This is a genomic window from Fibrobacter sp. UWEL, assembly GCF_900142535.1.
Lineage (GTDB): Bacteria > Fibrobacterota > Fibrobacteria > Fibrobacterales > Fibrobacteraceae > Fibrobacter.
The window spans coordinates 1-19,969 of sequence record NZ_FRBE01000032.1; the positions used below are offsets into that span (position 1 = coordinate 1).

17 protein-coding genes are annotated in these 19,969 nt (G+C 49.4%); 10 read left to right on the plus strand and 7 right to left on the minus strand.

What is annotated here, in order from left to right; genetic code table 11:
• A partial coding sequence (locus tag BUB59_RS15645; protein WP_234980075.1) for a hypothetical protein occupies positions 1-230 on the plus strand: 230 nt, incomplete at its 5' end.
• Positions 231-236: 6 nt separating this feature from the next.
• Here BUB59_RS15645 and BUB59_RS14000 read toward each other — a convergent pair.
• Entirely contained in the window at positions 237-641 is a 405-nt protein-coding gene (locus BUB59_RS14000) for a type II toxin-antitoxin system VapC family toxin (protein ID WP_073231093.1), read from the minus strand.
• A 1-nt stretch (position 642) separates the two neighbouring features.
• A complete protein-coding gene (locus BUB59_RS14005) occupies positions 643-861 on the minus strand; it encodes a DUF2281 domain-containing protein (protein ID WP_073231095.1) in 219 nt (72 codons plus the stop codon).
• A 504-nt stretch (positions 862-1,365) separates the two neighbouring features.
• Between BUB59_RS14005 and BUB59_RS15255 the strand changes: the two genes are divergently transcribed.
• Both BUB59_RS15255 and BUB59_RS14010 read left to right on the plus strand, forming a co-directional pair.
• A complete protein-coding gene (locus BUB59_RS15255; RefSeq protein ID WP_143160417.1) occupies positions 1,366-1,881 on the plus strand; it encodes a hypothetical protein in 516 nt (171 codons plus the stop codon).
• 43 nt (positions 1,882-1,924) lie between these two features.
• On the plus strand, positions 1,925-2,437 hold the full coding sequence (locus tag BUB59_RS14010) for a hypothetical protein (RefSeq protein WP_073231097.1): 513 nt from the start codon (positions 1,925-1,927) through the stop codon (positions 2,435-2,437).
• Positions 2,438-2,577: 140 nt separating this feature from the next.
• Here the strand turns inward: BUB59_RS14010 and carB are convergent, their stop codons facing one another.
• Complete coding sequence (gene carB, locus BUB59_RS14015) at positions 2,578-5,796, minus strand: carbamoyl-phosphate synthase large subunit (RefSeq protein ID WP_073231099.1); 3,219 nt, start codon at positions 5,794-5,796, stop codon at positions 2,578-2,580.
• Positions 5,797-5,914: 118 nt separating this feature from the next.
• On the opposite strand from carB, the gene BUB59_RS15650 reads away from it, so the two are divergent.
• On the plus strand, positions 5,915-6,118 hold the full coding sequence (locus tag BUB59_RS15650) for a hypothetical protein (RefSeq protein WP_143160418.1): 204 nt from the start codon (positions 5,915-5,917) through the stop codon (positions 6,116-6,118).
• A gap of 137 nt (positions 6,119-6,255) precedes the next feature.
• Here the strand turns inward: BUB59_RS15650 and pyrG are convergent, their stop codons facing one another.
• The 3 genes from pyrG to BUB59_RS15775 form a co-directional block, all read right to left on the minus strand.
• Positions 6,256-7,926, minus strand: a complete 1,671-nt coding sequence (gene pyrG / locus BUB59_RS14025) for a glutamine hydrolyzing CTP synthase (RefSeq protein WP_073231104.1) — start codon at positions 7,924-7,926, stop codon at positions 6,256-6,258.
• Between the two features lie 298 nt (positions 7,927-8,224).
• A complete protein-coding gene (locus tag BUB59_RS14030; RefSeq protein ID WP_073231106.1) occupies positions 8,225-10,345 on the minus strand; it encodes a glutamine synthetase III family protein in 2,121 nt (706 codons plus the stop codon).
• A 261-nt stretch (positions 10,346-10,606) separates the two neighbouring features.
• Entirely contained in the window at positions 10,607-11,791 is a 1,185-nt protein-coding gene (locus tag BUB59_RS15775; protein WP_073231108.1) for a type II secretion system protein, read from the minus strand.
• Between the two features lie 150 nt (positions 11,792-11,941).
• Between BUB59_RS15775 and BUB59_RS14040 the strand changes: the two genes are divergently transcribed.
• From BUB59_RS14040 to hisB, 3 genes are read left to right on the plus strand one after another with little or no spacing between them, the layout of a single operon-like run.
• Positions 11,942-12,511 (plus strand): Maf family protein, encoded by a 570-nt coding sequence (locus BUB59_RS14040; RefSeq protein ID WP_073231122.1) that lies wholly within the window; start codon positions 11,942-11,944, stop codon positions 12,509-12,511.
• Complete coding sequence (locus BUB59_RS14045) at positions 12,508-13,464, plus strand: helix-turn-helix domain-containing protein (protein ID WP_073231110.1); 957 nt, start codon at positions 12,508-12,510, stop codon at positions 13,462-13,464. The genes BUB59_RS14040 and BUB59_RS14045 overlap by 4 nt, the downstream gene beginning before the upstream one ends.
• 13 nt (positions 13,465-13,477) lie before the next feature.
• Entirely contained in the window at positions 13,478-14,062 is a 585-nt protein-coding gene (gene hisB, locus BUB59_RS14050) for an imidazoleglycerol-phosphate dehydratase HisB (RefSeq protein ID WP_073231113.1), read from the plus strand.
• Between the two features lie 108 nt (positions 14,063-14,170).
• On the opposite strand, the gene BUB59_RS14055 is transcribed toward hisB, so the two are convergent.
• Positions 14,171-14,782, minus strand: coding sequence for a hypothetical protein (locus tag BUB59_RS14055; protein ID WP_143160419.1), 612 nt, complete (start codon positions 14,780-14,782; stop codon positions 14,171-14,173).
• Between the two features lie 89 nt (positions 14,783-14,871).
• On the opposite strand from BUB59_RS14055, the gene BUB59_RS14060 reads away from it, so the two are divergent.
• From BUB59_RS14060 to BUB59_RS14070, 3 genes are all read left to right on the plus strand, one after another.
• Complete coding sequence (locus tag BUB59_RS14060) at positions 14,872-15,174, plus strand: type B 50S ribosomal protein L31 (protein WP_073231115.1); 303 nt, start codon at positions 14,872-14,874, stop codon at positions 15,172-15,174.
• Positions 15,175-15,286: 112 nt separating this feature from the next.
• Positions 15,287-16,201 carry a peptidase associated/transthyretin-like domain-containing protein gene (locus BUB59_RS14065; protein ID WP_073231117.1) on the plus strand — a complete coding sequence of 305 codons (915 nt, stop codon included), beginning with the start codon at positions 15,287-15,289 and terminating at the stop codon, positions 16,199-16,201.
• Between the two features lie 186 nt (positions 16,202-16,387).
• A complete protein-coding gene (locus tag BUB59_RS14070; RefSeq protein ID WP_073231119.1) occupies positions 16,388-19,840 on the plus strand; it encodes an MFS transporter in 3,453 nt (1,150 codons plus the stop codon).
• Positions 19,841-19,969 lie beyond the last annotated feature (129 nt).

The window sequence follows — 19,969 nt, forward strand, 5'->3', positions numbered from 1 at the left end:
AATGGACTCTAGACATTGTTTTTTCCTCGATTCTGGAATTTAACAATGAATATGAAAGCATGATTTACCCTCTTATTAAATCACGCCATAGTCCAGCTTTCTCTTTTGGGAGTTCCCCGCGCTCCGCACAGGTCGGGCTATATTTTATGGGTTGTCCGGTTCACTCCGATCCCGACCAACCTCATAAAACCGAGCCTAAAGTCTCGGCCCATACGGGTCACTATCCCTAACGCATCTTAGGAGTTCAACAGTTTTAAGCCATCTGCTCTATATTGGTCCATTTTTTCATCAACACTCGCAAAGAAATAATCTCTATTCTTTGCTTGGACAATGAGCATTCGATCAAACGGATCACGATGATTTTCTTTTGAAGGCAAATTGGAAATTCCCAATGAATCCGAGGATTCCAGAGATATGAATTCAAAACCCTGCTGAATGCAAAAATCTGGCAAGTCTTTTATGTCAAAACCTTTCAAATCCAGTTTTCCAATAGATTGCTTCAAGGCGATTTCCCACAATGTTATGTAGCTAACATAAACCTTGTTGCCAGAGTCCTCTATCTTGTTCAAAATCGGCTTTGGAATTTGGTCCGGATCAACAATAGACCAAATCAAAATATGAGTGTCAAGCAGAATATTCATATTAAAGCCCCAACATTTCCTCGGGGCTTATTTCGAAATCATCGGCAAACTTGACAGAAGCTTTGCCCTTCAACAAGCCAAGCGTCCTTTTTTGTTTTGGGGCAGGAGTTTTTTCGGCAATACTGTTGCGAATCAAAAGCCCATCGATAAACGCATCAATAACCGCCAAATATTCTTCTGGCACGGTTCTTATTTTTGATTCCAGCAAAGAGTATGTCATAGAGGCCTCCTCATTCCTAAACAATATAATAAAATGTTTGTTGCAAATGCAATAGGGGACTAAGAGGCTTACATGGTTGATTTAGCATTTTGAGGCTTCCTCATATTTAACCATGTTATTTCACAAGGTGAAAAACAGGCATAGTGACTGCACTCACGGCGATTACGAATCTTTGCAATCCGTCCCAAATTATGCTATATTTAGAGTTGGATAAAAATTGAGGTATTATATAAGCTTTTAGAATTTCATAGACATTTTGAGCATTTGCTCCTGAATCTCCACTTGAAATCGGCAAAATTATCAAACCAGAGATAAGGTGCAAACGCTCACGTCCCAATGGGGCGTGGGTCGTTTGTGTTTATCTGGTAATGGCTTTGCCGAGCCTCAAGTGGGTAAACCAAATGGACCCACGCTTTTTTATTTCAAGATCCTTGGTTTTGGGGGCAAAACTCATTTTGCCCCCCAAAAAAAATGAACATTTAACAATAACCAAGGAGAAATAAAATGAAGAAAATTCTGATTCTTGCAACCGCATTAATTTGCTTAGTAGCTTGTGGAAATGACGAGTCTAGCCCCACAGCACCATCATCTACAACACAATCCTCAACTCCGACCACCACAACAACGCCCACTACTTCCACTCCGACTACAGTTCCTTCCGCAACAACACCGTCTTACCAAAATAAGGAAATAAAGTATGTCGCTGAAGTGGGAACCATTTGCAATGGATTTAATTTTGGAGCAGTTTCCCAAAGCAAGGCTACTGAAGGTTATATTGCTATGTATGAAATATGTGGCGACAGAGCTACGCAATCAACAGGCACGACATGCTACACAGCTTCAGAAGTTACTCAATGGATGAAATCCTTACAAATTTCCGCCTTTGATCAAGTGAATTCCGATATCGCTGCATACGGAGCATCTTTTAGATGGTATAATGCTGTTGATGGTTACAAAAGATACATCTACATAGAGCCTTGCTATGACGGAAAAGGTTTGATGAAAAAGAGCGCAAAGTGAGGCTTTTGTGAAAAAACTTTGTTCACTAATTTTATTAATAGCGATGAATTCATTCGCCATATATTTTGACGGAGGCATAGGCTTTGGTGGAGCATCCACTGAAGTTGGAAACATTGACTTCGGAAAAGCATGTGGTGGTGAATGCGATGAAATCGCTGTCGATTTAGGACTTCGCGTTGGAGGTCAAATCAACGAACGTTTTTGGATTGCAGGTGAATTTGGTGGAGTTGGAAATCGGTATTACGATTCCGAGAACTACATACAATTCAACTCATATTTCATCGGACCCAGCTTTATTTTTTATCCTGTGGAGTATTTACATCTTTCAGGATCTTTAGGATATTCATGGACTTCTAATAACACCGATATCAACGGATTGTATCTATACGATGGATCTGGAGCAGCACTCTCGTTAACAGTTGCTTATGATACAGGGATAAACGACGGAGCTCTCATTGGTTGCAAGATTTATTCGTCATCTGTAACCTTAGATGAGAACAAGAAGGATTTGTCCACCGTTGGATTTATGGTATTCATCCGTTATGTTCACAAATAATAAAGCGTTAGGTGCCGCAGCCCGCATGGGTTAGGACGCGAAGCGGCTGAACGAAAAAAAGACCGAACTGGATTTTTCCAGCTCGGTCTTTTTATAGCGCAAGGTGCCGGCCCGTAAGGGCAACGCCCTGAAGAAGTTAATTAAACTTCCTCGATAGAAGCATGGTACTCCTGCAAGCTCTTCACTTCGCCCTTACCAGCCTTAGCTGCTGCGATGCCCTTGACGGTGTCGAGAGCGGCGGCCAGAGTGGTGATGTACGGAGTCTTGTACTTGATTGCAGCCTTACGGATTGCAGATTCATCGGCAACAGCGTCGCGGCGAGCCCACGGAGTGTTGATGATGAGGTTCACCTGCTTGTTCAGGATAACATCCAGAACGTTGGGGCGGCCTTCAGCGATCTTGTTCACCACTTCGCACTTGACGCCAGCCTTTTCGTAGAACTTGGCGGTGCCTTCGGTTGCGTAGATCTTGAAGCCCAGTTCCTGGAAACGCTGACCCACTTCGATGGCCTGGTCGCAGAGGTTAGTCTTGTCAGACAAGCTGATAAGAACTGCACCGCTGGAAGGCAGGATGGAGCCTGCGGCTTCCTGGCTCTTGTAGTAAGCCAGGGCGAAGTCTTCGGAGAGGCCCAGCACTTCACCGGTGGAACGCATTTCAGGGCCGAGAACCGGGTCAACCTTGGGGAACTTGTCAAACGGGAACACAGCTTCCTTGGCGCCGTGGTGCTTGAACTTCTTGTCCTTCAGCTTCAAATCTTCCAGCTTTTCACCCATCATGAGGCGGGTAGCAAGGCGGGCCATCTGAGTGTTACAGACCTTGGAAACCAGAGGCACGGTACGGGATGCGCGGGGGTTGGCTTCGAGAACGAAAACCTTGCCGTCTTCGATTGCGTACTGCATGTTCATGAGACCGCAAACGTGGAGGGATTCAGCAATCTTGCGAGTGTAATCCTTGATGGTCTTCAGGTTCTCTTCGGTAATGGTTACCGGCGGGATGATGCAGGCGGAGTCACCGGAGTGGACACCGGCAAGTTCCACGTGTTCCATCACGGACGGAATGTAAACGTGTTCGCCGTCAGAGAGGGCGTCTGCTTCGCATTCCAAGGCGTTGTGGAGGAAACGGTCGATGAGGAGCGGGCGATCCGGGGTAACGCCAACAGCCTTGGCAACGTATTCGCGGAGCATGTTTTCGTCGTAGATGACTTCCATGCCGCGGCCGCCAAGCACGAAGCTGGGGCGGATCATCACAGGGTAGCCACCGATCTGCTTGACGCAAGCGAGGGCTTCGTCGATGTTGGTAGCCATGCCGCTTTCGGGCATCGGGATTTCCAGCTGGTCCATCATCTTGCGGAACAGGTCGCGGTCTTCAGCGATATCGATGGAATCGATGCTGGTACCGAGAATCTTCACGCCTTCGTCGGAGAGAGCGCGGGCGATGTTCAGCGGAGTCTGGCCACCGAACTGCACGATAACGCCGGCGGGCTGTTCCTTCTTGTAAATCTGGAGAACGTCTTCGAGGGTAACCGGTTCAAAGTACAGCTTGTCGGAAGTATCGTAGTCGGTAGAAACGGTTTCCGGGTTGCAGTTCACCATGATGGTTTCGTAACCCATTTCGCGGAGAGCCATTGCAGCGTGGCAGCAGCAATAGTCGAATTCAATACCCTGGCCGATTCTGTTCGGGCCACCGCCGAGGATCATGATCTTCTTCGGATTGTTGGTGGCGGTAGATTCGTCCTTGCAGTTGTAGGTAGAGTAGTAGTAGTACTGGTCCTTCACGCCGCTAACAGGCACAGCGCACCAGCCTTCAACCATACCAAGTTCGATACGCTTTGCACGAACGTCCTTTTCACGGATGCCGAGGATCTTTGCGATGTACTTATCGCCGAAGCCGTCCTTCTTTGCCTGGATCAGGAGTTCGTCAGAAGGCATGCGACCCGGAGTCTTGAGCATCTTTTCTTCAAGTTCAACCAGTTCGCGCATCTGCTGCACGAAATAAGCCTTTTCGTAAGTAGCGGCGAAAACTTCTTCGTCGGTTGCACCCTTACGGATGGCTTCGTACATCTGGAAGTGACGTTCAGAAGAAGCGGTCTTCATCATTTCCAGGAGTTCAGCCTTAGTCTTCTTGTTAAAGTCCTTAGCAAAGCCAAGACCTGCACGGCCGTTTTCCAAACCGCGGATTGCCTTCTGGAGGGTTTCCTTATAGGTCTTACCGATTGCCATGACTTCGCCCACAGCCTTCATCTGAGTGCCAAGGCAGTCATCGACGCCGCGGAACTTTTCGAATGCCCAGCGAGCGAACTTCAGCACAACGTAGTCACCGCTCGGAGTATACTTTTCGAGGGTGCCGTCGCGCCAGTAGTCCATCTGGTCCAGAGTCATGCCAGCTGCAAGCTTTGCAGAAACAAGAGCAATTGGGAAACCTGTTGCCTTGGAAGCAAGAGCAGAAGAACGGCTTGTACGCGGGTTAATTTCAATGATAACAACGCGGCCTGTCTTTGGGTCGTGTGCGAACTGAACGTTGGTACCGCCGATCACGCCGATAGCTTCAACAATCTTGAAAGCGTCGGTCTTCAGCTTTTCTTCGAGCTTCTTGTCGATGGTGAGGAACGGAGCTGCGCAGAAGGAGTCACCAGTATGGACGCCCACCGGGTCAATGTTTTCGATGAAGCAGATAGCGATCATCTGGTTCTTGGAGTCGCGAACCACTTCGACTTCCAATTCTTCCCAACCGAGAATGGATTCTTCGATCAAGCACTGGTGAGTCATGGAAAGTTCAAGACCGTTACCGCAAATGGTACGGAGTTCTTCGACGTTGTAGCAGAAGCCGCCACCTGCACCACCCATGGTGTATGCCGGGCGAACTACAACGGGGTAGCCGATTTCAGCAACGATCTTTTCGGCTTCTTCAACAGTGTGGCAAATGCCGGAACGCGGGGTGTCGATGCCCAGCTGCTGCATGGTAGCCTTGAAGATTTCACGGTCTTCGCCGCGTTCGATTGCGTCCAGGTTCACGCCGATAACCTTAACGCCGTACTTGTCCAGAATGCCAGCCTTGTTCAAAGCGGAGGACAGGTTCAAGCCGGTCTGGCCACCCAAGTTGGGGAGCAATGCCTGGGGGCGTTCCTTGGCGATGATCTGTTCCAAGCGTTCCAGGTTCAGAGGTTCGATGTAAGTTGCGTCGGCCATGACGGGGTCGGTCATGATGGTTGCCGGGTTAGAGTTCACCAGCACGATCTTGTAACCCTGTTCGCGCAGAGCCTTACAGGCCTGGGTGCCAGAGTAGTCGAATTCGCAAGCCTGGCCAATGACAATAGGACCAGAGCCGATGATGAGAACCTTATCGATACCTTCGATCTTCATATTTTATCTCCGTTTAGTGTTCTAATTAAAAATCATCAAGTCATTCGCACGAACATTCATGTCATTCTCGCGAAAGCGAGAATCTAGACGTCCAGATCCCCGCCTGCGCGGGGATGACATGGGGTGTGCAGCCCGCCTGCGCGGGGATGACAAACTGGGTAAAAAAAGAGCTGAACCAAAAGGCTCAGCTTCAATAAAATCAACAATCTTGGAAACAGCGGTAATAGAACAAATGGCGGAAGCCGCACCGTGGGTGCCAGTTTGCTTCATCATGTTTACATTTTTTGCCATTTTAGCCAATCGCTTATTTCACAAGGGTTAAACTTGTGCAAATATAGTTTTAATTACAAAAAATGAAAGGGATTTGTGGTCGTCGGAAACGCAAAAAAGACGGCCTAAAAGACCGTCTATTTTTTGCTTATAAGGCTGGTTTTCTTTAATTCGTTGAGAGACAACGAGTTACGCTCTTTCGTCGGCGGCCTTGAGCAGCCCAAGGAACAGCGGGGCCGGATGAATGAGGGAAGACTTCAATTCTGGATGGAACTGGCAGGCCATGAAGTAGGGATGATCCGTCAATTCCATAATCTGCATAATGTCTTCGCCAGAAGCCTTGCCGGAGAATACCAGCTTCTGCTGGTTTGCACCGGTGGGGTCACCTGCTTCGATTTGCTGAACGAACTGCGGGTTCACTTCATAACGGTGGCGGAAGCGTTCGCGGATCTGGTTAGAACCGTAAACTTCCTGAGCCTTGGAACCTTCCTTGATGAGGACGTCGTGACCGCCTAAACGCATAGTGGCGCCCATGTCCTTGATCTTTTCCTGACCCGGCAGGTAAGCGATCACCGGAGTTTCCACATGGTAGTTGCTGGATTCCATTTCGATGGTGCCTGCGCCCTTCATGCCGCAAACGTGACGGGCGAATTCCACCACGGAAAGCTGCATACCGTAGCAAATTCCCAGGAAAGGAATGTTGTTTTCGCGAACATACTGGATGACCATCACCTTGCCTTCGATACCGCGGGAACCGAAACCACCCGGAACGATGACAGCGTCAACACCCTTCAGGGCTTCGGCTGCGGTGATTTCTCCGTTCTCCACCTTTTCGGTGTCCACCCAGCGAATGTCTGCGCGCAGGTCCAGATGTGCGGATGCGTGACGGATGGATTCCACCACGGAAGCGTAGGAATCTTCCAGAGCCATGTACTTACCGCAAATAGCAACGGTCAAAGTCTTGCGGGGAGTAACGGAATTTCGCTTCAGGGATTCCACCAGCTTGCTCCACTGATCAAGCTTGGGAGGAGCGTAAATATTCAGGCGCTTGGCGAGAATTTCGGGAATACCTTCGGCATCGTAAACCAGGGGGCATTCATAAACGTGCTGTACGTCCACGCCGGAAATCACATGGTCTGCGGGGAGGTTGCAGAACAGGCCGATCTTTTCCTTCAGGTGGGGCTTAATATATTCTTCGCAACGACCGATGACAATTTCCGGGTAAATGCCCAGACGGTTCAAGTCATGCACGGACATCTGTGTAGGCTTGGACTTCTGTTCATTGACGCCGCTGGGAATGGGAACGTAAGTGAGGTGTACGAACATGGCGTTGGTACGACCTACGTCATGAGAAAGCTGACGGGCAGCTTCGATATAGAACTGATTTTCCAAGTCACCTACGGTCCCGCCGATTTCAATCAGGAGTACGTCGGCTTTTTCCTGGTCGGCGATACGATAGAATTGTTCCTTAATCAGGTCGGTGACGTGGGGAATGAACTGTACGGTGTGTCCCAGGTAATCGCCGCGACGTTCCTTGTCCAGGATCATCTTGAAAATGCGGCCCATGGTCAGGCTCCAGTCCTTCTTTGCGGTCACATTCAAGAAACGTTCATAGTGACCGAAGTCCATATCGCATTCGCCACCGTCATCCAGCACGAATACTTCGCCGTGCTCCGTGGGGTTCATGGTACCCGGGTCAGTGTTCAAGTAACCGTCGCACTTGACGGGAACCACCTTCATTCTAGCAGAAAGCAGCGCCCCGATGGACGCTGCTGCTACACCCTTGCCGAGACCAGAGATGACACCACCGGTCACGATGATAAATTTGGTCTTTCCGTTATACTGATACTGCTGAGCCATAATAACATCCTGAGCCTTGCGGCTCCATTTCCTTGTGTCTTTTTGCTATTACAATATTTGTAATCCGGGCTCTATATATGCAATATTTATGCCAATGGGTGGAAATGCCTGTATTTGCCGAAAAAGTAAGACTTGTAAACATTGCGTATTACGTAAACTGTAAAACAATACTTTTGCATTACGTTTTGTGTAAAGTCTGTGGCATTTGTAACACTAGCTGAAAGTGGTGCTGGGATAAAAAGAAAACGCGAATCTTTCGATCCGCGCCTTCATTATGAGGTTCAATTTTGGGTGCTGATTAGTAAATAAACAGCATTTCTCTGTACTTGGGCAGAGGCCACTGTTCGTCGCTGATGATGCCTTCCAGCTTGTCCACAACCTTGCGGAGGGAGACCATGGCTTCCAGCTTCAGCTGATGCTTGCCGGCGATAGCCTTTTCCATGACGGCGATTTCATCGACGAGGGCCTTGTAGCCTTCGCCAAGTTCCTTGGCGTAAGCGTCGACGGAAACCAGACCCTGGTTTACTGCCATTTCGTTGACCTTGAGGGCTTCGGAGTAGGCCTTGATTACCTGCGGGAGGACGATGCTCTTGGCCATGTCGTAAGCGACCTTGGCTTCGATGTCAACACGCTTGTGGTAGTCTTCCAAGTTGACTTCGTAGCGGGATTCCAATTCCACCTTGTTGAACACGCCGTACTTCTTGAAGAGAGCCACGTTTTCCTTCTTGGTGAGGGCGCCGAGGGCTTCCATGGTGGTACGGATGTTGGGGAGGCCGCGCTTTTCTGCTTCTGCAACCCATTCGTCAGTGTAGCCGTTGCCGTTGAAGATAACGCGCTTGTGTTCCTTGATGATGGACTGGAGGAGCTTCTGCAGTTCCTTGTGGAAGTTGGCCTTAGAAACCTTTTCCATCTTGTCGGCGATGATGTCGAATGCTTCGGCAACGATGGTGTTCAGGATAACGTTAGGTTCAGAGCAGGACTGGCTGGAACCCGGAGCACGGAATTCGAACTTGTTGCCGGTGAATGCGAACGGAGAAGTACGGTTACGGTCGGTAGCGTCACGGGGGAGCGGCGGAAGAATGTCGGAACCGAGCTTCATTGCACCACCCTGCTTGCTGGACTTGGGTTCGCCCTTTTCCAGCTGTTCGACGACGTCAGCAAGCTGGTCGCCGAGGTACATGGAGATGATTGCCGGAGGAGCTTCGTTTGCGCCAAGACGATGGTCGTTGCCAGCGCCAGACACGGACATACGGAGCAAGTCTGCGTGAGTATCGACTGCGTAAACAACTGCGCAGAGAGTTGTCAGGAAGATTGCGTTCTGGTGGGGATCCTTACCCGGGTTGAGCAAGTTGGTCTTACCGTAGTTTACAGACCAGTTGTTGTGCTTACCAGAACCGTTGATGCCTGCGAAGGGCTTTTCGTGGAGGAGGCAAACAAGGCCGTTACGATCAGCAACGTTACGGAGGACTTCCATAATCTGCATGTTGTGGTCGCAAGCCAGGTTCACTTCTTCGAACATAGGAGCAAGTTCGAACTGTGCGGGAGCCACTTCGTTATGACGGGTCTTAGCCGGAATGCCAAGCTTCCACAGTTCGTCTTCAACTTCGTTCATGAAGTTCAAGATACGAGCGGGGATAGAACCGAAGTAATGGTCTTCCATCTGCTGGTGCTTTGCGGAAGGTGCGCCAAACAGAGTGCGGCCAGCCTGGTAAAGGTCCGGGCGCTGCAGGTAGAATTTCTTGTCCACCAGGAAGTATTCCTGTTCTGCACCGAGAGTTACGGTGACCTTCTGCTTTTCGAGGCCGAAGAGACCCATCAAGCGGTCAGCAGACTTCTGGAGAGCCTGGATAGAACGGAGAAGCGGAGTCTTCTTGTCGAGAGCTTCGCCGGTGTAAGAGCAGAATGCGGTAGGAATGCAAAGAGTTGCACCGTTGCCGTGACGCTTAATGAAAGCGGGAGAAGTCGGGTCCCAAGCGGTGTAGCCACGAGCTTCGAAGGTAGAGCGGATACCGCCAGAGGGGAAGGAAGATGCGTCCGGTTCACCAACGATCAGGTTCTTGCCGGAGAATGCCATGATGGCCTTGTCGCCTTCCGGTTCCAGGAATGCATCGTGCTTTTCTGCGGTAGAGCCGGTAAGAGGCTGGAACCAGTGAGTGAAATGAGTTGCGCCGCGGTCAAGTGCCCACTTCTTCATAGCGTGAGCCACTTCGCCTGCGATGCTGGGGTCAAGTGCAACGCCGTTTTCGATGGTAGCGAAAAGCTTCTTGCAAATGTCCTTGGGGAGATAAGCCTTCATGGCTTCGGAGTTGAAAACGTCCTCACCGTAAAAGTCTACGTTTGCGGTAGCTGCGGCCTGGATGCCTGCTGCCGGTGCTTCTGCGATTTCGTTGATCGCACTCATTCTGTACTGGTTGCTCATAATGAACTCCTATTATGTTTTAAAACTCTTTAAGGTTTTACACCTTTTGTTTTCGGCCTAGGCATTGCAAAAGCCGTGCCAATTTTTGAGTCCGCAGGAGGTTCTTTTACGAATTTTTGCGAAAACCTTTTAAATTTTACAGATTTTGCGGGAAATAAAATGAAAAAAGGCCGCGCCGGTGGGCACAGCCTGATTTTCAAAATTTGATTTAGTTACGTATTTTGTAAACGGATTGGTTTGTGTTACAAAATTTGTAAAAAGCTACTTCTTTTCTTCTTCGTCCTTCTTGCTGACCAGAGTTAGAGTGGAATTGGCAATTGCTGTTTCTGCCGCTTCCCTTCTTGCTGTTCCGTCTTTATTGGTAGAATTCCAATTAGTTGCGGTTTTTGTTGAAAGGAAGTTTGCACCGAAACTGCCTCCAGCACCACCGGTGGTGATGGTGACGGTTGTTTTTACGACTTTTGATCCGTCTTCTTTAGTTATTGTTTCCATGTTTGCTTCTGCAGAATATCCTGCGGCCTTAGCTGCTGCAGATCCTGTGTTGTACCCGTTGGCGCCTCCCACGCCGCCGTCTTTATTGTCTATATATCCTGTTTGTCCGGGGTCTGTATCTTGCTTGTTGGTGGAGGCTCCGCAAACAATTGTTGCCACTTTCTCGTCGTATTGTGAATAGACTCGTGTAACGGTCTGGAGAAATTCTCCATTCGTTTCGTTCCATAAATCTGCAGGAACTTCAATAGTGTATTCGTATGTGGAGTATTTCTCCAGCTTGAAAAGCCCGTCTTCGCTGTCTTTGTTATAGGTGGACAGCTGAGTGCTGCCGACACCGGGCTTGAACACGTTTCCTTCGGTGCCCCATCCGCCAGGTCGTGTTGCATTGCCCATTGTCATGGTATATCCCACGTCAGTCGGCTTAAGGGCGGTTTCAGCAACGCTTCCGGCTTCTCCGCAGCTCATGCCTGTGCGGCTGGAAACGGTCCAGCTGGGCTTTGCCAGGGCGACGCATTCTGCGGCACTGGTTTCATTGGTGTAGATGATGTTGCTTCCTGACTCGGGTGTTACAGAAACGAACCACCAGTGCCCTGCGGAGCATTCGCTTAAGCTGGTGTTATTTGATGCTTGCCATCCAATTTTCGCAGCTTCACCGAACTTGTCATCTGCTATGTTTTCCGTAATATCGCCGCTGCAATAGGTAAAATTGGTGGTTTTGCCTCCGCCCGGGGCAATATAGCCAATGGCGCTCCAGTTGCCGATGGTGCCGTGGGCTCCGTGATACACATCCTGGAGCTTTTGATAGATGCTGGCTGCCGGTGCGATTTCAGAAGCCTTGGCCTTTGCGATATTGCCGAACAGCTTTGGAACTGCTATAGCGGCGAGAACGCCCATGATCACTATAACGACCATGATTTCCACGAGCGTAAAACCTTTATTGTACATGTTCTTCATAGGCGAATCTTTTAAATACTTGACCTTGTGGACTTAATGCGTATAAATTTATTATATATATACATTTATTTTTATTCTATGCAAAAATTTACCTAAAAAGGTATTACATCTTAGAGGGTTTTGATGGCCGAATTTCCTATATTTGGCGCCATGAAAAAACAGGTCGTTCTTGCAAGTGGATCTCCCCGCAGGTCCGAAATCCTTAAGCTCATTGGCGTAGACTTTCGAGTGGTGGTTTCTGGCGAGGAAGAAAAGCCTTCCTCTACCAATCCTCTGGATTTCCCTAAGGAAAATGCCGCTATTAAGGCACTGGCTGTCTCTCGCCTTGAAAAGGGTGAAATTGTCCTGGGTTTTGATACGTTGGTGTTCTTGGATGGCAAGCCCTTGGGCAAGCCTAAGGACGAAGCGGACGCCCTGCAAATGCTAAAAAAGTTGAATGGTCGCGGCCATACGGTGATTACGGGTGTAGCTGTGGCGAAAGACGGTGAACTTCTGAAATGTTCTGACGAGAAAACTGAGGTCATTTTCCGCGAGAACACTGACGAAGAGCTTCAAGAATATGTAAATTCTAAAGACCCGCTGGATAAGGCGGGGGCGTACGGCATTCAGACTGCTGGCGCACGGCTGATTAAAGCCATTAGTGGATGCTATTATAACGTGGTGGGCCTGCCGGTTGCGAAAACGCTGCAGGTTATGGGTGAAGCAGGAGTGAAGGTATGAATTTTGTAGAAGACAAGAGATCTGATGAACGTCTTGGCGATTACATTGCGCGCGTTCGTACTGAACGTGGTATGAGCCATCAGGATCTTTCCGCTGTAACTAAGGTTACGGTGAACTTCATCAAGGCTATTGAAGCTGGTGATTGGAAGGCTTTCCCGGTTGCCGCATATGCTCGCGGTTACCTGAATTCCGTTAGCGCAAAGTTGAATCTGGACCCCAAAAAGGTTCTTGCCTGGTATGCCGAAGAAACGGGTGCACAGACAAGTGACGATTTTCAGGATGTTTCTAATCATGAAAGAATCGCCCCGGTTGCAGAGGGCGAAATCAAGAAGAGCGGTGGCAAGGCTGTATTTATCGTTATCGCCTTGATTGGACTGGCATTCCTGGTCGCTTCTTATTTTCTGGATGTAACCAATTTTGACTTCATGAAGTCTGAACCTGCAGCGGACCATCTGGTTGCTGCTGTTGATTCCGTCGACCAGCCGGAAATTCCCGAAGGTGCAGAAAAGGTTGCCGTGGATTCCCTCCAGGTTGCTGAACCTGCCAAGAAGGATTCTTCCGTAGGTTCTGTAAGTCAGGCTGTGGTGGACGAAGCTGTGAAGAAGTCCGATCTTCCGGCTTCTGCAACGATTTTCATTTCTTCTGATTCCAAGAAGGATTCCGCTGCAGCACCTACCAACAAGACTTCCATTGAATTGATTGGCTCTGGCGAAACTACTTCCTGGGTTGGCATGAAGAATCGTGAAAATGCAGACCGCTTTGTGAAGGAAGCTAACATTTCCAAGTCCGGCATGAAGATGGCCTATAACACCGAAGACACTCTGTTTGTGACAATCGGTGAACCGAGAGCTATTTCCAAGATGATCCTGAATGGTGTGGAAACCGCATTGCCCGAAGTTCGTTTCGGTCGCGTGGTGAAGTTCCGCGTCTTCGGTGGTCAGATTATCAAGTAATTGAAGGTAGACAATGCGTACTTCTAGCATCGCTCGCAAGACTAACGAAACCGACATCGCCCTTACCCTGAATCTGGATGACTGCACTCCTGGTGTAATCAACTCCGGTAACGGCTTCCTGGATCACATGCTGAATTTGTTCCAGGTCCACGGCGGTTTCCATCTGGATTTGACCTGCCATGGTGACGTCCATGTGGATATGCACCATAGCATGGAAGACATCGCTATCGTGCTGGGTCAGGCTTTCGTTGAATGCCTGGGCGACAAGAAGGGCATTGAACGTTACGGCTTTTACTTTGTCCCTATGGACGAAGCACTGAGCCGCGTGTGCATTGACTTCAGCAACCGCATTGGCTTTGTCTGGAACGTGAAGTTGCCTGCTGCAATGGCCGGCGGTATCGAAGCCAGTATGTTTGAACATTTCTTCAAGAGCCTTGCGGAAAACGCCCGCATGAACTTGCATGTGGAACTGTTCTACGGTAACGACAATCACCACTGCCTGGAAAGCATTTTCAAGGCTTTGGCCCGCGCTGTTGCCATGGCTGTAGCTCCTTCCCGCAATGTGAAGGGCGTCCCCAGCTCCAAAGGCGTTTTATAGTTGCAAAGGGGCGCTGCCCCTTTGGAATCCCCGAACAAAAGGCTGTGCTTTCACAAACGAAGTTTGTTTAGCGCAGCCTTTTGTTGTTTGAGGGTGATTCCCTCGGTGTTAAATTTTCGGGAGTTTAACCTTGTCGCCGGCGTTGAGGCTTTCCAAGTTCAGTCCGGGGTTGACGGACTTTAGCTGGCTCATGATGAAAAAGCGGGGGAGGGTGAGAACCGCGGAACCGTAGGTTCTGCGGAGCAACTTCATCACGTCATCACCGTCGCCTGCACTTGCCATCTTGTAGAGGCCCGCGTTGTTGGGATCGGATTGAAGTTTTGCCAGGCCGTTTGTAAAGCGATCGGCGAATGCTTCTGCGCTATTGTCGGACTTGGTTTTAATACTTGCCTTGTTCTCGTGCGGGGTCTTATAGGATGCTCCGTCCAGTTTTTTCTGGCTTGCGGACTTGATGGCTTCCTTTTTGCCGGTGACCTGGGGTGGCAGTTTGAAGATGGGCGCCTGGTGGGCGTTCATGGTGATGTTTGTTGTAACCGCTTTCTGCTTCTTGAGAGGTTCTGCCGCCAAAACGGAGTCCAGGCTTGCGATGTAGGCTTCGTCGGGCCATTCTTCCAGGACGATTTTTTGGTCCGTCACGATGTACTTTGCCACGGTTGTGTCGTTTCCGCAGGCGCAAAGCAGGGCGAGGGGCAGGGAAAAAAGCATAAACTTCAGATTCATAGCCCAAAAATACTATATTTGGCTTGCCAAAATTGTAGAATTCTTCTAAATTTAGGCTCTCAAACTTATAACTTCACAGGAAGTATACAATGAAAGAAGGTATCCACCCTAACTATCAACCGGTCGTGTTCGTCGATGCGAATACGGGTAAAGAATATATCACCCGCTCCACGAAGTCTTCCGCCGAAAAGAAGACTATCGATGGTGTAGAGTACAGTGTGATCTCTCTCGAAATTACTGCAGATACCCATCCGTTCTGGACTGGTAAGCAGCATCGTGTGGATACCGCTGGCCGTATCGATCGCTTCAACAAGCGTTTCGCTGGCAACATCACTGGTGCAAAGCGCAAGACCCGCAAGGCTGCTCCTGCTGCTAAGGAAGAAGAAGCTTAATTAATTGGCGTTTCCGCCGAATTATTTAACAGTTTTTTCAAAAACCTTCCACCAAGTGGAAGGTTTTTTTTTATACTTGAAAAGTCTTAAATTTTAAAAGGAATCACTAATTATGAAAAAACAGCTCATTCTGGGTGGCGCAGCTCTCATTGCTATGGCCATGACTGGTTGCGAAAAGACTGGTACTATTGATGGTCAGGTTATTGATGCATTCTCTGGCAAGAACATTGAAGTTCCCACTGTTTGGATGCCCAACACCACTTTCGGTACCCACAGCCCCAAGTACCAGAAGGACGAAGCTAAGAGCCAGGCTATCCGCACTGGTAAGTTCACCTTTGAAAACGTTCCCGTTGGTAAGTACCAGATCAGCGCAAAGCGCACTGGCTTCGTGAACAGTAAGTACGATATCGAAACTACCGAAGCAAATCCGAACCTCACCATCACTCTGTACGAATACGACAACAAGATTGATCCGGGTCTGTACAAGACTAAGACCGAAACTCCGGAAAAGATTTCCAGCGGTGACTGGGTGAACTACCGTCTCGATTGCGGCGACGCTTCCGTTGCTGGTTTCAACCTGAACATCCCCGATCTGTCTGGCGCTCCCAAGGTTCCGGGCAAGGTTGACAAGAAGCCCGCTGCAAAGAAGGGCAAGAAGGGTAAGAAGGCCGCTCCCGCAGCAGCTGCTACTCCGGCTGGCAAGATGCTCGCTCTCAACGCACCTCGCGTTGTGGACGCTGGCCTCGATGTTCTCTTCGTGAACGCAAGCTCTGTGACCACTCCGCTGATCGCAGTCTCCTATCCGGCTGTTGAAGGCAAGGTTGCTGACCACGCTGACTGTAAGGGTGTTACCGCCGATGCAAAGACCGCTCTCTTTGCTGACGTTGCCAAGAAGCAGGACCTGAAGGTCGAATACCGCGCAGAAAACCTCTACTCCATCTCCGGCAACCTGCCGAAGGGTAAGCAGATCATCCGCCTGTCTCAGGACGGCAAGACTCTGCAGACCTACTACTTCGAAGTCAAGTAATTCTGCTTTAAGCCTAGCTTAGTTGCAAGACTTTTAAACCTGGTAGCCTAGTGCTATCAGGTTTTTCTTTTATGGAAATGACTTTATGTAATGTTTGTAAAAAATCCCATGTAACTTTAAAAACATATGCATTCGAAATCTTATGGTTGTATTTTACCTATGATACATTTTCATAAGGATTTTGTAATGAAGCATCTTAAGGGCTTTTTTCCTTTTCTTGGCGTCGTATTATCCCAGGTGGCCGCAGCGACTGTTGTGATTTCCCTGATGGAATTGATCCTTAGCCGCTTGAATCATTTTTCAACTTCTTCCTGGCAGTTCTATCTCATCCATGTGTTGATCTTGTTGCCTTGCGCAATCTTGATTACGCCCTCGGGTTATTACTCCGACAAGTACCCGAAAGAAAAGGTCCTTCGAGTGACGTCCATACTGCTGTTCCTCATATCCTTCGTCTTTGTGGGCGGACTTGCCTTGGGAAACGTGGCTCTTAGTCTTGTTGCCTTTGGATTGTTCTTTATCGTACAGGCGATTCAATCTGCGGCGAAGAACGCTATTATCAAGGAACTGGTGGGAGTGAAATTCCTGAGCTTGGGAACCAGCCGCACCTACATGGTGACGTTTGTCAGCTTGATTGCCTCGGCTGGTCTTACCGCCTTTGGTTTTCAAAAACTGGCTCCTGTATCTGCGGGGGATTATGCAAGCCTTGCTCCGGCGCTGATGCCTATTGCTGCAACGGTGGCTGGCCTCGAATTGCTTAGCATTGTTTTTGCGTTTTGCTTACCGGCTATTGGCTGCTATGATGAGGAGATGAAGTTCCCCTGGAAGCGTTACTACAACTTGGGCTACACTCGCCGTAAGCTTCGTAAGGCTTGGTCCAATCGTTCTCTTCGTCAGTCCATTATTGGCTTGTCCATGTTCTGGGTCATGATTTTCCTGCTGCTCTTTGTGGCCCGCGACATGTTCAGTACGGGTTCCCTGTTCAAGGAAGATAGTTCCGTCAATTATTCCATTATTGGCGTGGTGGCTGGCCTTGTGATAGGATGTCATTATGCGCGTCGCATGTGCAAGCACTTCGTGGAGATGGGCCTGATTCCCATGGGCACTGCAGGGGCTGCCATCCTGATTTTCCTGATTCCCTTTATTCCACGTCCTTATAACGGAATTGCCTTGGCCTTGCTTGGTTTCTGCGGTGGTCTTTACGTGATCCCCATGTTCACCATGCTGATCTATAATACAAAGCCTCGTTCTGCAGGCCATGTACTTGCTATTAGCAATGGTGTGCAGAATATCTGCATCTTGATTTTCTACTTCCTGGTGGCATGTGCGGTGAATGTGATGGGCGTATCCCGCATGAACCTGTTCTTTGTGCTGGGGATTGTGTGCCTGGCTGCTACCATTTGGGCGTTGTGGGCGATGCCCCAGACTTTACTCCGCCAGCTGATGCGTTCTGTATTGTCGGTACATTATAAGTTCCTGGTCCACGGCGCAGAATTGATCCCTTGGGAAGGCCCTGTTCTTCTGGTGGGTAACCACATCTCCTATATTGACTGGGCGTTGATCCAGATGGCTAGCCCCCGCAGGCTTCGCTTTGTGATGACGAAGCGTCCCTTCGAGAAATGGTATATCCGTCTGCTGTTGACTCAGATGAATACCATTGACTTGGATATTGAACATCCCGAGAAGGCTATGGCGGAAGCCCGAGAGGCTTTGCTCCGCGGTGAAGCGGTGGTGATGTTCCCGGAAAACGTCATGACGTCTACAGGTAACATGAACCGTTTCCGCCTGGATTATTCTGCTGCCATCAAGGATGTCAAGAAACTGAAGTTGATGCCTTTCTACGTTCAGGGCCTGTGGGGGAGTGCCTTCTCCCAGGCAGACGATGGCTTGAAGGACCTGGTCCATTCCGGCGGCCGCGTGATTACCGTATCCTTCGGGGAAGAGATTCCGCTGGAAACTGACCCGGTGGCTGTGAAGCGCATTGTGCAGGAACTTTCCATCATTGCATGGGAATCTTCTATCCGTCAGCTGCGCCCGCTGCCTTCTGCATGGATCCGCACGGTGAAGCAGTATGTCAAGAGTGGCCCTGCCATTTATAGCCTGGATGGAAATCACTTCTCCGGATATAAGCTGGCGACAGCGGTGTTCTCCTTCGGCAGCCTGGTGGAAAAGCTTACGAAGGGCGAACAGAATGTGGGGCTCTTGATTCCGCCTTCTGCTCCTGGACTCATGATGAATATGGCTTGCCTGATTAAGGGTAAGACTGTTCTGAATTTGAATTACACCAACACTCCAGACGTAATGAATTACTGCTGCGAAACCGCAGAAGTAAAAACCATCATTACCGCAAAGGCCTTTATTGATAAGCTGAAACAAAAAGGTCTGGACATGGATTCCCTGCTGAAGAATTATAAGGTCTACTATATGGAAGACCTGAAGGGAATGTTGAAGAAGTCTACGCTGGTTTTGAATTTGCTCCGCACGGTGGCTCTGCCTGCCTGGTATCTGGAGAAACGCTTTATCAAGAAGGTAACTCTGGATGATGTGGCTACCATCATCTTTAGCTCTGGTTCTGAAGGCCGCCCCAAGGGAGTGGAACTGACTCACTTCAATTTGATGGGCAATATTAAGCAGTGCGAAAGTGCCTTAAATCTGGTTGCATCCGACGTGTTCCTGGGAAGCCTCCCTATGTTCCATGCTTTTGGCTTCTGCGTCACGACCATGCTTTGTTTGGTGGAAGGCGTGCCTGTGATTCCTGTGCCGGATCCTACGGATGCTCGCCTCATTGGTCGTGTCTGCGCCCAGTACAAGGTTTCCATCTTGCTGGCTACGGGTACGTTCCTGCGTATGTGGGGCGTGAGCAAGTATGTGCATCCCTTGATGTTCAGTCATGTACGTAATATTTTTGCGGGAGCTGAAAAAATCCGCGAAGATGTGCGACAGCTATACCGCACCAAGTTTAAGCTTGAAATTTTTGAAGGCTTTGGCTGTACGGAAACCACGCCTGTTTCTGCAGTGAATACTAAGGACGTCCTGATGGATGACTGGAAGACGGTGCTGCAGGGAAATAAGCCTGGTACTGTGGGTGCACCGCTGCCGGGTACCCAGTTCCGTATTGTGGATCCTGACACCATGGAGGAATTGCCCATCGGTGAAGATGGCTTGATTCTTGCAGGCGGTGCCCAGATTATGAAGGGCTACCTGAAGGATCCCGAGAGAACTGATCAGGCGATTGCTGTCATCAATGGCAAACGCTGGTACAAGACCGGCGACAAGGGCCATGTGGATGAAGATGGCTACTTGACTATTGTGGACCGTTACAGCCGATTCGCAAAGATTGGTGGCGAAATGGTTTCCCTGGGTTCTGTGGACTTCAAGATTTCTGAAACCAATTACTTTGATGGCGTGGACCACTTTACCGTGCCTGTTCCCGATGGCGCCAAGGGCGAAAAGATTGCCCTCTTGTTTGCGGGGGACATTACGGAAGACGAGGCCAAGGAACGTATCCGTCAGGTGGGCTTGCCGCCTCTGATGGTGCCTGCCTATGTGATTAAGGTGGATGACCTTCCCAAGCTGGGTTCCGGTAAGAGCGATTTCCAGACTGGTAAGAAGATTGCTAAGGAACGTCTGGGACTTAGTTAAAAGGAATGAGCCTCCGCAGATGCGGAGGCTTTTCTTGGATAAAACGAAAACCCCCAGCTATGCTGGGGAGTTCAAATAAAGCCTTCTGGCGATCATGAAAAAAATCCTTTGGCTAAATTGATGGTGCGG

Coding starts and splice junctions, on each gene's coding strand:
- BUB59_RS14000 (WP_073231093.1), bottom strand. CDS start 641: ATGAATATTCTGCTTGACACTCATATTTTGATTTGGTCTATTGTTGAT.
- BUB59_RS14005 (WP_073231095.1), bottom strand. CDS start 861: ATGACATACTCTTTGCTGGAATCAAAAATAAGAACCGTGCCAGAAGAA.
- BUB59_RS15255 (WP_143160417.1), top strand. CDS start 1,366: ATGAAGAAAATTCTGATTCTTGCAACCGCATTAATTTGCTTAGTAGCT.
- BUB59_RS14010 (WP_073231097.1), top strand. CDS start 1,925: ATGAATTCATTCGCCATATATTTTGACGGAGGCATAGGCTTTGGTGGA.
- carB (WP_073231099.1), bottom strand. CDS start 5,796: ATGAAGATCGAAGGTATCGATAAGGTTCTCATCATCGGCTCTGGTCCT.
- BUB59_RS15650 (WP_143160418.1), top strand. CDS start 5,915: ATGGGGTGTGCAGCCCGCCTGCGCGGGGATGACAAACTGGGTAAAAAA.
- pyrG (WP_073231104.1), bottom strand. CDS start 7,926: ATGGCTCAGCAGTATCAGTATAACGGAAAGACCAAATTTATCATCGTG.
- BUB59_RS14030 (WP_073231106.1), bottom strand. CDS start 10,345: ATGAGCAACCAGTACAGAATGAGTGCGATCAACGAAATCGCAGAAGCA.
- BUB59_RS15775 (WP_073231108.1), bottom strand. CDS start 11,791: ATGAAGAACATGTACAATAAAGGTTTTACGCTCGTGGAAATCATGGTC.
- BUB59_RS14040 (WP_073231122.1), top strand. CDS start 11,942: ATGAAAAAACAGGTCGTTCTTGCAAGTGGATCTCCCCGCAGGTCCGAA.
- BUB59_RS14045 (WP_073231110.1), top strand. CDS start 12,508: ATGAATTTTGTAGAAGACAAGAGATCTGATGAACGTCTTGGCGATTAC.
- hisB (WP_073231113.1), top strand. CDS start 13,478: ATGCGTACTTCTAGCATCGCTCGCAAGACTAACGAAACCGACATCGCC.
- BUB59_RS14055 (WP_143160419.1), bottom strand. CDS start 14,782: ATGAATCTGAAGTTTATGCTTTTTTCCCTGCCCCTCGCCCTGCTTTGC.
- BUB59_RS14060 (WP_073231115.1), top strand. CDS start 14,872: ATGAAAGAAGGTATCCACCCTAACTATCAACCGGTCGTGTTCGTCGAT.
- BUB59_RS14065 (WP_073231117.1), top strand. CDS start 15,287: ATGAAAAAACAGCTCATTCTGGGTGGCGCAGCTCTCATTGCTATGGCC.
- BUB59_RS14070 (WP_073231119.1), top strand. CDS start 16,388: ATGAAGCATCTTAAGGGCTTTTTTCCTTTTCTTGGCGTCGTATTATCC.